The following is a 13,412-nucleotide window of genomic DNA, read 5'->3' as shown; positions in this document are numbered from 1 at the left end:
AATACTTCTCCAATTTTTATGTTTTAGCTAATAGTTGCTATTGCTTGACCCTCTTCGACGGCATCACCTGGATTAGCTAAAATTGCACTAACTGTTCCATCACAAGGAGCTTCTACATCAATTTCCATTTTCATAGCTTCTAAAATTGCTATAATTTCACCTTGTTTAACAGTATCTCCTACTTTAACATTCATCTTCCATAAGTTTCCAGAAACAGTTGCAGGAACTTCTGAACCACTTCCTGATGTTTGTGTATTTGTAGTTGTTGAAGCTTCAGAAGTTTTATTTTCTACTGGAGTTACTTGAATATCTGCATCACCCTCAGCAACACTTACACTAAATTTTTGACCATCTACAACAACAGTGTAGTTTCCACTTGCATTACTCATACCGTTATTTTCTCCTAATTCACAATTTTTATCATTTTCACAAGTTGAATTATCAACTTTTCTTACATTTAAAGGACTTTCTCCTTTTAAGAAAGCAATTCCTTTTTCATCACAAGCTGCAGCAATGAATATATTTTCTTCTGAAGTTTCTAGACTTTCTTCTTTTAGTCTATTCTCCCAATATTTCATAGTCTTTTTTTCATCTTTATCAGCTATGTCTAATGGGTTTTCAGAAGTTGGTTCAAGTTTTAATTTTTCTGAAGCTAATTTTACTATTTCTTCATCAGGTTGAACAGGTGTTTTACCAAAATAACCTAAAACCATTTTTCCATAACCTGGCGCTATTTGTTTCCAAGGTCCAAACATAACATTTGCATATGCTTGCTGCCAATAAAATTGAGAAACAGGTGTTACTGAAGTTCCATATCCACCTTTTTCAACTACTTCTCTCATAGCCTTAATTACTTCTGGAAATTTATCTAAAGTTCCATTATCTCTCATCATTTGAGTATTTGCAGTTAATGCTCCACCTGGCATAGGTGAGAAAGGAATTAAAGGAGATACTTGAGTTGCTTCAGGAGGCATAAAATAATCTTTTAGACAATTATTTAATACTTCTTGATATTTTAATATTTTTTGAGTATCTAATCCACCAAGATCATAATTCATACCTTTTACTGCATGCATCATTGTTAAAATATCTGGTTGAGATGTCCCTCCACTTACAGGACTTGCAGCTAAATCAATACCATCAGCTCCTGCATCAAGAGCAGCTAAATAGCAAGATACTGAGACTCCAGCAGTTTCATGAGTATGAAGTCTTATATGAGTGTCTTCCCCTACAAGACTTCTAGCCATTTTTATAGTATCAAAAACTTTTTGAGGAGAAGATGTACCTGAAGCATCTTTAAAACAAATAGAATCAAAAGGAACACCTTTATCTAATATATTTCTTAAAGTTTTTTCATAGAAAGGAACATCATGTGCTCCTGTACAACCTGGAGGTAAATCCATAAGAGTTACAACAACTTCATGATTTAAACCATATTTTTTTATACATTCTGCTGAATATTCAAGGTTTTGAACATCATTTAAAGCATCAAAGTTTCTTACCGTTGTTACTCCATGTTTAGAAAACATTTTTGCATGCATTTCAACAAGTTCTCTAGAACCTGTATCTAGCATTACAGTATTAATACCTCTTGCTAAAGTTTGTAAATTTGCTTCAGGACCAACAAGTTCTCTAAACTTATCCATCATTTCAAAAGCATTTTCCTGTAAGTAGAAAAATAAAGATTGGAATCTTGCTCCTCCACCAAATTCAAAATGTGTAATACCAGCTTCTTTTGCAGCCTCAACTGCAGGGAAGAAGTCTTCCATTAAAACTCTACCTCCGAAGACAGATTGAAATCCATCTCTAAAAGTAGTATCCATGACATCAATATATTTCTTAGCCATATAAATTAACCTTTTAGATTTTTGTGATGTTGAACAGCAGCTACAATAGCAGCTATCTTTGCAGTGTTATTATTATTTGAAGCCTGTGTAGTTTTTGATTTAGTAGGTTTAGCTTCTTCTTTCTCAGGAAAGAACTTAGCAATTATCTTAGCTTGTAATTTTAATGCATAAACCATTACGATTAAGAATAGAAAAACTATTCCCATACCTAAAATCATAAACTTGACTGCTTCAGCAATTAAGTTAGTTTCCATATTACTCCCCGTGGTTACCATCGTGTAATTTGTGATACAATTCTATAGAAAGTTTGCTTTATTAAAATTTATTTTTGTCTGTATTTAGGATAAATTTTGGAATTTAATGGTTATATTAGTTTTTATAATATTTTTTTACCTATTTCTAGTAATAAATTATCAAATTTTAAAACTAAATTCATTACAGAAGTGCTTAATTTATTGATTTTTACTGACATTTTATCTTCCTTTTATTTTTTATTTACAAATTTTATAAAAAAAAATAAAAACTCTTGAAAAATATTGCATTTTGTAATATAATTATAAAAAGGAGTATTTATGCTAAATGTTTCAGAAATTATAGAAAAACTAAAAGATATAATCAGTAAAGATGGCAAAAATGGAAAAATTTTTGATAAAGATGTGGCTAGTGCTTTAGCTTTAAGCCAAGTGAATTTTGCAACAATGAAAAACCGAGGTAAAATACCTTTTTCAAATATCTTAGATTTCTGTGCTAAAAAAAAGATTTCAATTAACTGGTTACTATATAATCAAAATCCAGGTTCTCTTGTAGATTCAACAGATAAATACTGGATAAGATATTATCCTGAGGTAAATGTAAGTGCAGGGGGAGGTGCTTTTGAAAATATAGATGAATATGAAAGTTTAGAAGTACCTCCTTATTTCTTAAATATGTTAGGAGGGAAGGAAAATCTTAAAAATATTGAAGCAATTAATGTTGTGGGAGACTCTATGGAACCAACATTAAATAGTGAAAATATAATATTTTTAGACAAAACTAAAATAGATGTTTCAAGGGATGGGATTTATGCTTTTACAACAAATCATGGACTTTTTGTTAAAAGAATACAAAGAAGAGTTGATGGTAAACTTGATATTATTTCGGACAATAAAGACTATCCCATTCAGATATTAGATAAAAGTGAAGTAAATGTACTTGGTAAAGTAACAAGTACATTTGGAATGATTTATTAAATTAAAGTAGGACCATTATTTTGCTTTGAGATTTGATTATAAAGTGTTTCATAATCAATTCCTAAAAAATAGACTGCATTAAATTGACTTTTTTTTAGAATATTTTTTAAATCTTCTAAGGAATCAATATGGATGTAGTCTAAATTAGTATTATCATCAACTTCTTCTAATGTTAGATATAAGATTTTTGCATATTTATATTTATTTTTTAAATATTTTATTTCTTGATCTATTAAGAGCTGATTATTTTGTGCAATTAAAAATTTATCTGTTTTTCCATAATCTGTATGATTTATTAATTTATCTACAAAAATTGGTTTTAGATTATTAAATTTTTTTAGTTTATTTAAATCTGCATTGAAACCTAAAAAACTATAAACATCTAAAAATTCTTTTAGATATAAACTTGAAATTTTTACTTTTGAAAAATATCTATCTTGATAAGAGAACGAAGTTTCAAAGATTGAATGTTCAATTAAGTTTTTTATTTCATAATGCTTTGTGTTAAAATCAAAATTTACTGGATAAATATCATCAAGTAACTCTTTTTTTGAACAAATGATAGTATCGTTATCTTCAAGCTCATCAATTAACTTAAAAAACTTTGATAAGTCATTAGGCACTATTTTTATATGTGAATGTAAAGTGGTTTTTTTTAGTATATTAAAAAGTTGAAAGCTTATTGTATTACAAAAAAAAGCAGTTAGTTTTTTATTTGATAATAAAAATCTAATAAGTTTTATTATTGCTTCATTTAGTTTTTTTACTTTTATCCATGCAATTTCATTATCTAATATCTCCACTTCTTCATCAATAACAATTGCAAAGGCACCATTTTCTAGAGCTAAAGGAATGTCTTCTTTTTTTTGTACAATAAATAAGTCACCTTCTTTTACTCTTTTTACATTAGTTTTTATTGAATATATAAAAGAGATTGATGGTTGATTTAATAACCTTCCATCAATTATGTCTAAAATAGATGTGATTTGCACTAGCTTACTTTTGTACCATTCTTTTTAGATGCTTCTGGTCTTAATAAAGATAAACCATTTTCATCTTTTGCAGCTAAGAGCATACCTTCACTAATCATTCCCATTAACTTTGCTGGTTTTAAGTTTGCCACAACACAAGCTTGAGTACCTATTAGTTCTTCAGCAGAATAAAATTCTTTTATTCCAGCTAATATTTGTCTTGGGTTTTCTTCACCTAAGTCTACTTTTAATTTTAATAATTTTTTAGATTTAGGAACTTCTTCTGCTTCTATTATTGTTCCAATTTTTAAGGTAGTATCAAAAAACTTATCAATAGTAATTAAATTGTCTTCTTCTATCTCTTCTGTTTTTGAAGCTTTTTCTTCTACTTCACTTTTTGATATATCAGTTACTTTAGCTTGTTCCAGTAAAACTTCTTCAATTCTTGGGAAAAGTTGTTCTACTTTTGTTATTGTTGTAGTATCTATTAATTCTTTATTTTTTATTAATTTATTATAAGTATCAGTGTTTATTTCTATTCCTAAAGAATTTGCTATTTTTGAAATTTTTTCAGGCATAACTGAATCTAAAAGTAGGGCAACTTTAGCCATTATATTTGTGATTAATGCTACTAATGCCATTGCTTCTTCTTCTTTACCTTCTTTCATTTTGGCCCAAGGTTCATAATCACCGATAGCTTTATTTGCAATAGTTAAAACTTTCCAAATATCTTCTAAGTACTTATTTAATTGCATGTTGAAAATATAGTTTTCTATATTATTTAAAATATCTTCTACTTCTTTTAATTCTTTTTCGTGATATTTTTTTACATCTTTAGAATCAATTTTAAAATCAAAATATTTTCCACTCATTCCAGATATTCTATTTAATAAATTCCCTAAATCATTCCCTAAATCAGAATTAATTCTATCAATTAAAGCTTTTTGTGAAAAGTCACCATCTTGTCCAAAAGGTACTTCTCTTAACATAAAATATCTGAAAGCGTCTAGCCCATAAGCATCAGCTACTTCTTTAGGATCAACTACATTTCCTTTCGATTTAGACATCTTTTCTCCATCTCTTGTCCACCATCCATGCGCTGCAATATGTTTTGGAAGAGGTAGGTCTAAACTCATTAGAAAAGCTGGCCAATAAATAGAGTGGAATCTTAATATATCTTTCCCTACAAGCTGTATATTTGCTGGCCAAAACTCCATATTTTCTTCATTTGTACCATAACCCAATGCTGTAATATAATTTAATAAAGCATCAAGCCAAACATACATAACGTGATGTGGTTCATTTAAAGATTCAGGTAGTTTAACTCCCCAATCAAATGAAGTTCTAGAGATAGATAAATCTTTTAATCCACCTTTAACAAAATTAATTATTTCATTTTTCTTTGCTCTTGGTAAAATACAATCTTCATTTTCTTCATACCATTTAATTAAATTATCTTCATATGCAGATAATTTAAAAAAGAAACTTTCTTCTTTTACGATAGTAGTCGGTCGACCACAGTCAGGGCAAAACTCTTCATCAACTAATTGTTTTTCTGTAAAAAAAGTTTCACATGATACACAGTAAAAACCTTCATACTCACCTTTATATATATCGCCTTTGTTATACATTTTTTCAAAAGCTTTTTGAACACCAGTTTTATGTTCTTCATCTGTTGTTCTAATAAACTTGTCATAAGTAATATCAAAATCATCCCAAAGTTGTCTAAATTTACCAGAAACTTCATCTGCATACTCTTTTGCAGTTTTTCCTCTAGCTTCTGCACTTTGAGCAATCTTTTGTCCATGTTCATCAGTACCTGTTAGAAAGAAAGTCTTTTCCCCTGTTAGTCTTGAATATCTTGCTAACATATCAGCAATTATTGTTGTATATGCATGACCTATGTGAGCCACATCATTTACATAATAAATTGGTGTAGTAATATAAACATTTTTACAAGATTTTTCCATATAAATACCTTTTTTATTAAAATTCAAATCCACCGCCAGAGCCTTTATTCATTGACTCATAAACAGCTAATACATATTTTTTTCTAAGTTCACAGTCAAAAAAACTTTCACAATAAACACCATTTGGTTGGCAAGAAAGTTTATTATGTAGTGATTTTTGACAGTTATTTAACTCCATTTTTACTTCTTCAAGGTTTTTTTCCCATTTGTCTTTTTCTATATTTTTAGACATTTTCTTTATAAACTTCTAATACTCTATTAATTTCATCATTAGAACCAAAAAAACATGGGCTTGTATCATGGATGTGATTGGTTTTAATTTCTAAAACTCTATCTTTACCATTAACAGCTTTTCCCCCTGCGAATTCATAGGTTAGAGCAAAAGGAAAAACTTCAAATAATTGTCTTAATTTTCCTTCTGGTCTATCCGTTGTTCCAGGGTAAGAAAAAAGTCCTCCACCTTTTAAAAGTATTTGATGTAAATCAGGAACCATTCCTCCTGAATACCTTAAATAATAACCATCTTCATACATTTGATTTATAAGTTTTTTATGTTGTTCAGACCAACACATTTGAGTAGAACCTGTAGCTGTTAAACTACCTTTTTTTTCTAATTTTATATCTTTTATATAATTAAAATTATTTTCAAATAGTCTGTATAATTTTACTTCATTATTAGCAGCTATTACCATTTCAACTCTTGGTCCAAAAACAACATATACAGAGGCAATTATATTTTCTCCTGAAAAGTCATTTTTATATATTCCATAAATTGAACCAACCGATAAATTTACATCAACTAGAGAAGAACCATCTAAAGGATCATATGCAATTAGATAATCACCTTCATCATTTAATTGAATAATATCTTCTCTTTCTTCACTAACTATTGATTTTATTGAAGGTATAGTCGAAAATATTTTTTCAATAATGATATCACTTGCAATATCAAGTTTTAACTGAGTATCTCCTGTAGAATTTTCGTTTTCACTTTTTGCAGTATCACCTAATTCGATTACATCTTGTATTTGCTTACTTGCTTCTTTTATTGCTTCAAATATTTCTTGCATTAAACTCTCTTTGCTTTATTTTCAATCCAGTTTATTATTTCATTCAAATTATTTAAATTTAATTTATCTAAAGTAGAGGGAATATCTTTTTGGTTTATTGTATGGTCTATAGCAATAGCATCACTATATTTGAAATAACTTTCATCTACCTTTTCTCTAAATATAGTTATTCTAGGAAGAGGAAGTGTTTTTAATCCTTCAACTAGTAAATAATCAAATTCTTTAAATGTTTCAATAATTTCATCAATTGATGAAGTTTCATTCTTAAAATAAGTTGTTCGTTTAGGGCTAACAACTGCTACATTTGCACCTGTTTGAGAAAACTTGAAACTATCTTTTTTGGGAAAGTCAAAGTTTGCTTTATCCCCTGGATCATGCTTAACAATACAAACTTTATGACCTTTAGCTTGTAAAGCTTCTGAAATTTTAATAATAAGTGTTGTTTTACCACTATTAGAAGGGCCACTAAAGGCTATTGCAAATTTTTTATATTGTTTATTCATGCTTAATATTTTACCTAAATATATGTTAAAGTTACATTAGTGTATAATATTACTTAATACTTATTTAGGATACTTTGATGAATATAATTAATAGTTTTTTACTATTACTTTCACTAACTTTTTTTGCTGCATGTTCAGATAAAACAACTGCCTTAAATCATTTTGAAAAAGATAAATATAGTGCTAAAGCAATACAGTATACAAAAAAAAGAGATTTACTTGATAACGGTCAGGTTGAAGCTTTGGTTTTTTTAACTTATTTAAATAAAATAAGTGATAAATATGATGAAAAAGGTATTGAAACATTTATTTTAGGTATACAGTTAGCAAATAAAGAAAAAGAAAATCTTTTCAAAGATGAGTTTAAATTGTTTTTAAATAAACAAAAGTCTTTTTCTATAGAAAATCTGGATGCAAATACTTCTTCTTTAGTACAAGGAATTTCTTTAAAGAGTCCATGGGCAAAATATTTTTTGATTAAGTTTGAAAATAAAAAGAACAATAGAGATTTAAATTTAAAATTTATTCATTCTAGATTAGGGCAAACTTTTTTTACTTTCAGAAAAGAGTGAATTTAATTTAAAATTATTATTTTTATTTGAATAGTATAAATAATAAGTAAATAAAAACTCTTTAATTTTTTCATTTTTTGGAATTAGTTCCAATGCTAAATACTTGTCTTTTGTTTCTATAACATTTGAAACTATTTTTTCTTTATTTTTGAAAATAAGATATTTTATAAGTGGATTTTCTTCTTCGATATTATTTAGTTTGTTTTCCATATTTTCAATTGATGATTTAATATCTGTTTTTAATGACTTTTTAGTTTGAAAAATACCTGTTTTAAAGCTAGATGAAATAAAATTTTCATTCAGATTAGATTCAACTTTAGCTAAAGAGTATAAAAAAGCTTGATTTTCTTTAGTAATTTTTTTCATACTTTCTTCTAACATTTTATTTTCAGTATAAAGAATTATTTTATTATTTTTATTTAATAACTCTTTTGCAAAAATAGTATATATATTTATATTACTATTTTCTAAAATTTCTTTTAAGTAGCTTTCATCTTTTGTAACTTTAAATAACCAAAAGTTATATTTATTGTTGTTTTTTAAGGTATTGAATTTTTTTGCTTCTTGTAAAAAGTTTGAGCTTAATTCAAGGTTTTGATTAAAATATGAATTCATTGCAAAAGAGAATAATACTTCTTCATTATAATTGAAATCTAAATTATAAAAACTTTTATTTAGCATATCAAGTTTTTGATTTTTTAAAGTTTTTATTAAGAGTCTTTGAAAATTTTCTTTATCTTTTATTATTTTGTTTAAAGTGCTTTTGGGAAGTTTATAATTAAAATGCTTTTCTATATAACTATCTTTTAAATTAAAAAAAAGTTTATAAAAATTTGAGCTAGATAAACTAATTAATTTTGTAAAAGGAATAGGTGCATTTAAAACTTTTAACCTTTTTGAAAAATCTGGATATTTTTCGTAAAGTTTTTTTATTAGAACATTAAGTTCTATTGAATTTAATGTCAATGCTTCATTATTTGTTAATCCTAAAGAAATACAATCAGGATAAGAGTTTATTAGCTGTTTAAGTGGCATTTTAATACACTGCATTACAGCAAGTGTTTCATCATGACCAAACTTTTTTGCAAAGTTCTCAAATAATTCTAAATTCATATTATCAATTAATTTTAAAACTTCAAAAGCTTGTTCAGAAGAAATTGAATCTTGTTTTAAATATTTATTTATTAAAAAGTCTCTTTTTATTCCTTTATTTTCTTTTTCTATTTTTTCTAGATTTAAAAGTTCTGGTTTTTGTATTTTTTCTTCAACTTCTTGAGAATACAAATTTACTATTAAAAAAGTAGATAAAAATAGGGTAGAAGTTTTCATTTACATACTCATAAATAATTTGCCTAGGAATGTTTCAAGAAAAATCAATACTAATATTACAATAATTGGAGCAAAATCCATACCACCAAATACTGTAGGAATATATTTTCTCACAAGATTATAAGCAGGTTCTGTTAATCTATATAACATTTGAACTATAGGATTGTAAGGATCTGGTCTTACCCATGAAATTATTGCTGCAATAATTATAACCCATTTATAAAGAAAGATTACACTTAGTATAACCGTAAATATTGAACCTAAAAGTGCGTCTATCATTTTATTATTTCTCCTAAGTAGTTTTTAATTAATAAATATATTTTAGAAATATCTTTATTTTTTTCTTCTCCTATTAAAAGATAAGTTAATGGAGTGATTATATTTTCTTTTTTTAAATTTGTTTTATTTAAAATATAAGTTTTTAATTCTTCAAAAGTTTCAATAAAAGGAGCGTTTCTTAAGCATTTTTTTATTTGTTGAAAATCTTCATTGGAACCTTGATAATTTGATTTCTGAGAAAATACAAGATTTATTTTTTCTTTTATTTCTTTTATTGTATTTGAATCTTCTAAGAAGAGTTTTGCTAATTTTCCAATATCAACATCTGCAAAACCTAAAATTTTAGAAAGTCTCATCTCATCTATTTCTTCAAGATGTTTCTTATTTAAAGATTTTAATTTATCAATATCAAAATGAAGTACTTTTTTGGATATTTTTTTTATGTCAAACCATTCAATAGCATCTTCTATCGTAAAAAGTTCATCATGTGATTCATTTCCAAGAAGTACCAAATAATTGGCGATAGCTGCGGGAAGAAAACCTTCATCAATAAGACTTTTGATTGTATAATTATTTTTAGATTCAAGACTTGCTATGTGAATATAGTTAATTTCTTTATCATAATTAAGTAGATTTCTTATATGTATTTGTTTTGCACTATTTACAGAATAAGCCTCTTTTCTAATTACTGTTGAAATATCATATAGCATATCATCTACAGAACAAGCATAGTTATATGTTGGTTTCTTATCATGATTTAGGATTACAAAAGAATCTATTTCAGAAGGTGAAAAAGAAAGCTTTTCTTTTAATAAATTATTAAATTCAATTTTTGTTTCAGGTTTTTTTATTCTTACTGTAAAAGGAGCATTTACATTCAATACAGTTTCATCTGAAAGAGTTTCACAAAATCCATCATATTCAAAAGGTTTATTTTGTTTTTTAGCTTCACCCTTTAATTCTTCTAGTTTTTCATCGGAGCAAAAACATGCAAAAGCTTTTTTTTGATTCATTAATTGCATTGCAAGTTTTTGATGATATTTTAGATTATCACTTTGGTAAATAGTATTCTCATAATCTATTGAAAAAAGAGATAGAATTTCTAAAGTTTCTTTATCTTTTCCTTCTGCAATTTTATCTTTTTCTAAATCATTGATTCTTATTAAAAGTTTTTCATTTAGCTGTTTTGAAATTATATAGTTGTATAAAACTATTCTTAAATCATCTATATTTATGTCATTTATAGGATTTATAGTAAATCTTAACAAAATTATTTCCTTACTATTGAGAATGATAATTTTTTAATCTCTTTATGAGATTGGATATAAGAGTTTAACTCTTCTAATGTTAGGTTTTCTATTTTTTCTAGTTCTTTTTCAGTATAGTTAAAGTCTAAACCTCTGTAATATAAAGTAAAAGCTCTATGTAGCCTTTGAGATAGTGTTTCTGTTCTTAGTGGTTCACTACCTAAAATAAAATTTTTAGCTGAATCTAATTCTTCTTTAGTAACTCCTTCTTTAACGAAATTATCAACAATTTGAATTACTAAATCTTTAGCTTCATCAGCACTTTCTAACTTTGTTTGTAAATATCCTGTGAAGTAAGTATGTGATTTATTAATTGATACATATCCATATGCAGAATAAGCTAAACCTCTTTTAACTCTTATCTCTTCCATAAGTCTACTTCCAAAACCACTTCCTCCAAGAATGAATGAAGCAACTTTTGCTTTATAGTTGTCATTACTAGATACATTTGTATAAAATGGACTTCCAAAATAAATATAGGCTTGTTGAGTATCTTTTTTTATAATTTTTGTTTGAACTTTTTCTGATACCTTTACTTCTTGGAATTTATTACTATTATCTGCTTTTATGTCTTTTAATAATGAGTTTAATTTTTTAGATAAATCTTTAAAATTAATATCTCCACCTGCAACAATTATTAAGTTGTTTAAATCTATTGTCTTATTTAAAAAGTTTTCAATATCAGAAAGTTTTATATTAGAAATCGACTTTATTGTTCCACTAGCAGGACTTTCTAAAGGAGTATTTTTAAAAAGGATTTTTTTTAGATTTGTACTTGCAATATAGTCAAAATCATGTTCTTTTCTTTTTAAGCCACCTGTACTTATTGTTTTAAGTTTTTCTAAAACATCTTTATCATAATTAGGATCATTTAATAATTGTTTTAAAAGTTTAAGTCCTTTGTCATTTACTTCTTTAATTGATGAAAGTTCAATTACAAAAGTTTCAAATCCTATATTAGAATGTAAAGAAATTGCAGAGTCCTCAAGTTTTTGTGCAAACTTTGTAGAACCTAATTCTTTAGTCCCTTCATTAAGCAGTTTTGCTGAAAGAGATGCTAAACCATTTTTATTTTTATCTTGTATATATCCAGAATTTTTAAAGACAAGCTGCAAATTTAATATTGGCAGGTGCTTGTCCTCTTCAAAAACGATAGGTACGTTAATATTGTTAATTTTTATATGCTTTAAAGTAGCAGACATTAAATATCCTTGAATTATTAGTAATATAAGAAAAGATTTAAAAAGGTTCATTATTTAAAACCTTTCTAATATCTCATAAGCAGTATTTCTTTTTGCTGGGTTTTCCCCAATGTCTTGAATTAGTTCAATCATTTCATCTTGGTTCATGCAATTTGTTGCTCCTGCTGCTGCAACTACATTTTCTTCCATCATTGTACTTCCTAAATCATTTGCTCCATACTTAAGAGCCATTTGACCAATATAACTTCCTTGTGTAACCCATGAACTTTGAATATTAGGAAAATTATCTAAATATAATCTTGAAACAGCAAGTAATCTTAAATATCTATTTGATGATTGTGGTTTTAAATCAGGGATTTCTTCTTTTAATTTCGTGTTATCACTTTGAAAAGACCACATAATAAAGGCTCTAAAACCACCTGTTTCATCTTGTAATTGTCTTATTCTATTCCAATGCTCAATGATTTCTTCATCAGTTTCAACTGTTCCAAACATCATTGTAGCAGTTGTTTTCATACCAATTGAATGGGCTAATCTATGAATTTCTAACCAATCATCTGTATCAATCTTTCTAGGAGCAATAACATCTCTTACTCTATCTGATAAAATTTCAGCACCAGCTCCTGGAATTGAGCTTAATCCTTTTGCTTGTAATCTTTTTAAAACTTCAAGCCTTGAGATTTTTGAAACCTTCGCAATATAACAAATTTCAATAGCTGAAAACGAGTGTAAAGTTATTTGTGGAAATTTTGTATGAATATGTTCCACTAACTCTTCATAATAGTCAATTTTAAGTTTTGGGTGAACTCCACCTTGCATTAAAATCTGAGTTCCACCAATTTCTAATAATTCTTCAATTTTTTTGTCTATTTCATCAAATTTTAACACATAAGAATCTTCATCTTTCCCATGTCTATAAAATGCACAGAATTTACAATCTACCCAACATACATTTGTATAGTTAATATTTCTATCAACCACAAAAGTTGTAACTTTTTCAGGATGAAGTTGTTCTTTCTTTTTTGAAGCTAATTTTCCTAATTCTACTAAAGAAGCATTTTGAATTAAATCAAGGGCTTCTTCATTAGAAATTCTTCTATTTATAATATCAATTTTTTTTACCATTACTTTTC

At 26.7% G+C, this 13,412-nt stretch carries 14 protein-coding genes; 2 read left to right on the top strand and 12 right to left on the bottom strand.

The genetic code is table 11. From position 1 onward, the window contains the following. Positions 1 to 23: 23 nt before the first annotated feature. Positions 24 to 1,847 (bottom strand): biotin/lipoyl-containing protein, encoded by a 1,824-nt coding sequence (locus CP965_RS02385; RefSeq protein ID WP_129060431.1) that lies wholly within the window; start codon positions 1,845 to 1,847, stop codon positions 24 to 26. A gap of 5 nt (positions 1,848 to 1,852) precedes the next feature. Then, positions 1,853 to 2,101 (bottom strand): OadG family protein, encoded by a 249-nt coding sequence (locus tag CP965_RS02380; RefSeq protein ID WP_129060430.1) that lies wholly within the window; start codon positions 2,099 to 2,101, stop codon positions 1,853 to 1,855. Between the two features lie 318 nt (positions 2,102 to 2,419). Here CP965_RS02380 and CP965_RS02375 point away from each other — a divergent pair, with 318 nt between their 5' ends. After that, positions 2,420 to 3,076, top strand: coding sequence for a S24 family peptidase (locus CP965_RS02375; RefSeq protein ID WP_129060429.1), 657 nt, complete (start codon positions 2,420 to 2,422; stop codon positions 3,074 to 3,076). Here CP965_RS02375 and CP965_RS02370 read toward each other — a convergent pair. Genes CP965_RS02370 through mobB form a run of 5 tightly spaced genes read right to left on the bottom strand, consistent with a single transcriptional unit; the run spans position 3,073 to position 7,590 of the window. Next, positions 3,073 to 4,068: a peptidoglycan synthetase gene (locus tag CP965_RS02370; RefSeq protein ID WP_129060428.1), complete on the bottom strand. Its 996-nt coding sequence runs from the start codon at positions 4,066 to 4,068 to the stop codon at positions 3,073 to 3,075. The two genes, CP965_RS02375 and CP965_RS02370, sit on opposite strands and share 4 nt — an antisense overlap. Further along, a complete protein-coding gene (gene metG, locus CP965_RS02365; protein WP_129060427.1) occupies positions 4,068 to 6,017 on the bottom strand; it encodes a methionine--tRNA ligase in 1,950 nt (649 codons plus the stop codon). The genes CP965_RS02370 and metG overlap by 1 nt, the downstream gene beginning before the upstream one ends. Positions 6,018 to 6,033: 16 nt before the next feature. Then, positions 6,034 to 6,249 (bottom strand): hypothetical protein, encoded by a 216-nt coding sequence (locus CP965_RS02360; protein WP_129060426.1) that lies wholly within the window; start codon positions 6,247 to 6,249, stop codon positions 6,034 to 6,036. Then, complete coding sequence (locus CP965_RS02355; protein ID WP_129060425.1) at positions 6,242 to 7,087, bottom strand: class 1 fructose-bisphosphatase; 846 nt, start codon at positions 7,085 to 7,087, stop codon at positions 6,242 to 6,244. The genes CP965_RS02360 and CP965_RS02355 overlap by 8 nt, the downstream gene beginning before the upstream one ends. Beyond that, positions 7,087 to 7,590: a molybdopterin-guanine dinucleotide biosynthesis protein B gene (gene mobB, locus CP965_RS02350; RefSeq protein WP_129060424.1), complete on the bottom strand. Its 504-nt coding sequence runs from the start codon at positions 7,588 to 7,590 to the stop codon at positions 7,087 to 7,089. Before mobB ends, CP965_RS02355 begins: the two co-directional genes overlap by 1 nt. Positions 7,591 to 7,667: 77 nt before the next feature. On the opposite strand from mobB, the gene CP965_RS02345 reads away from it, so the two are divergent. Beyond that, complete coding sequence (locus CP965_RS02345) at positions 7,668 to 8,162, top strand: hypothetical protein (RefSeq protein WP_129060423.1); 495 nt, start codon at positions 7,668 to 7,670, stop codon at positions 8,160 to 8,162. Here the strand turns inward: CP965_RS02345 and CP965_RS02340 are convergent. Genes CP965_RS02340 through CP965_RS02320 form a run of 5 tightly spaced genes read right to left on the bottom strand, consistent with a single transcriptional unit; the run spans position 8,127 to position 13,404 of the window. Then, the gene (locus CP965_RS02340) at positions 8,127 to 9,491 is read right to left on the bottom strand and encodes a hypothetical protein (RefSeq protein WP_164970979.1); all 1,365 of its coding nucleotides are present in this window, start codon (positions 9,489 to 9,491) and stop codon (positions 8,127 to 8,129) included. The two genes, CP965_RS02345 and CP965_RS02340, sit on opposite strands and share 36 nt — an antisense overlap. Next, the gene (locus CP965_RS02335; RefSeq protein ID WP_129060421.1) at positions 9,492 to 9,770 is read right to left on the bottom strand and encodes a YggT family protein; all 279 of its coding nucleotides are present in this window, start codon (positions 9,768 to 9,770) and stop codon (positions 9,492 to 9,494) included. Then, positions 9,767 to 11,038 (bottom strand): glutamate--tRNA ligase, encoded by a 1,272-nt coding sequence (locus tag CP965_RS02330; RefSeq protein ID WP_129060420.1) that lies wholly within the window; start codon positions 11,036 to 11,038, stop codon positions 9,767 to 9,769. Before CP965_RS02330 ends, CP965_RS02335 begins: the two co-directional genes overlap by 4 nt. A 2-nt stretch (positions 11,039 to 11,040) precedes the next feature. Further along, the gene (locus CP965_RS02325) at positions 11,041 to 12,279 is read right to left on the bottom strand and encodes a M16 family metallopeptidase (RefSeq protein WP_129060419.1); all 1,239 of its coding nucleotides are present in this window, start codon (positions 12,277 to 12,279) and stop codon (positions 11,041 to 11,043) included. Between the two features lie 54 nt (positions 12,280 to 12,333). Continuing rightward, a complete protein-coding gene (locus CP965_RS02320) occupies positions 12,334 to 13,404 on the bottom strand; it encodes a dehypoxanthine futalosine cyclase (RefSeq protein ID WP_129060418.1) in 1,071 nt (356 codons plus the stop codon). Positions 13,405 to 13,412 lie beyond the last annotated feature (8 nt).

This window comes from Halarcobacter mediterraneus (assembly GCF_004116625.1).
Classification (GTDB): domain Bacteria; phylum Campylobacterota; class Campylobacteria; order Campylobacterales; family Arcobacteraceae; genus Halarcobacter; species Halarcobacter mediterraneus.
The sequence above is the reverse complement of the archived record's forward strand: the minus strand, read 5'-3'. Positions and strand labels throughout refer to the sequence as shown.

Excerpts from the sequence above, each read along its gene's own strand:
- CP965_RS02385 (WP_129060431.1), bottom strand. The coding sequence starts at position 1,847 with ATGGCTAAGAAATATATTGATGTCATGGATACTACTTTTAGAGATGGA.
- metG (WP_129060427.1), bottom strand. The coding sequence starts at position 6,017 with ATGGAAAAATCTTGTAAAAATGTTTATATTACTACACCAATTTATTAT.
- CP965_RS02345 (WP_129060423.1), top strand. The coding sequence starts at position 7,668 with ATGAATATAATTAATAGTTTTTTACTATTACTTTCACTAACTTTTTTT.
- mobB (WP_129060424.1), bottom strand. The coding sequence starts at position 7,590 with ATGAATAAACAATATAAAAAATTTGCAATAGCCTTTAGTGGCCCTTCT.
- CP965_RS02340 (WP_164970979.1), bottom strand. The coding sequence starts at position 9,491 with ATGAAAACTTCTACCCTATTTTTATCTACTTTTTTAATAGTAAATTTG.
- CP965_RS02335 (WP_129060421.1), bottom strand. The coding sequence starts at position 9,770 with ATGATAGACGCACTTTTAGGTTCAATATTTACGGTTATACTAAGTGTA.
- CP965_RS02320 (WP_129060418.1), bottom strand. The coding sequence starts at position 13,404 with ATGGTAAAAAAAATTGATATTATAAATAGAAGAATTTCTAATGAAGAA.
- CP965_RS02355 (WP_129060425.1), bottom strand. The coding sequence starts at position 7,087 with ATGCAAGAAATATTTGAAGCAATAAAAGAAGCAAGTAAGCAAATACAA.
- CP965_RS02360 (WP_129060426.1), bottom strand. The coding sequence starts at position 6,249 with ATGTCTAAAAATATAGAAAAAGACAAATGGGAAAAAAACCTTGAAGAA.
- CP965_RS02380 (WP_129060430.1), bottom strand. The coding sequence starts at position 2,101 with ATGGAAACTAACTTAATTGCTGAAGCAGTCAAGTTTATGATTTTAGGT.
- CP965_RS02325 (WP_129060419.1), bottom strand. The coding sequence starts at position 12,279 with ATGTCTGCTACTTTAAAGCATATAAAAATTAACAATATTAACGTACCT.
- CP965_RS02375 (WP_129060429.1), top strand. The coding sequence starts at position 2,420 with ATGCTAAATGTTTCAGAAATTATAGAAAAACTAAAAGATATAATCAGT.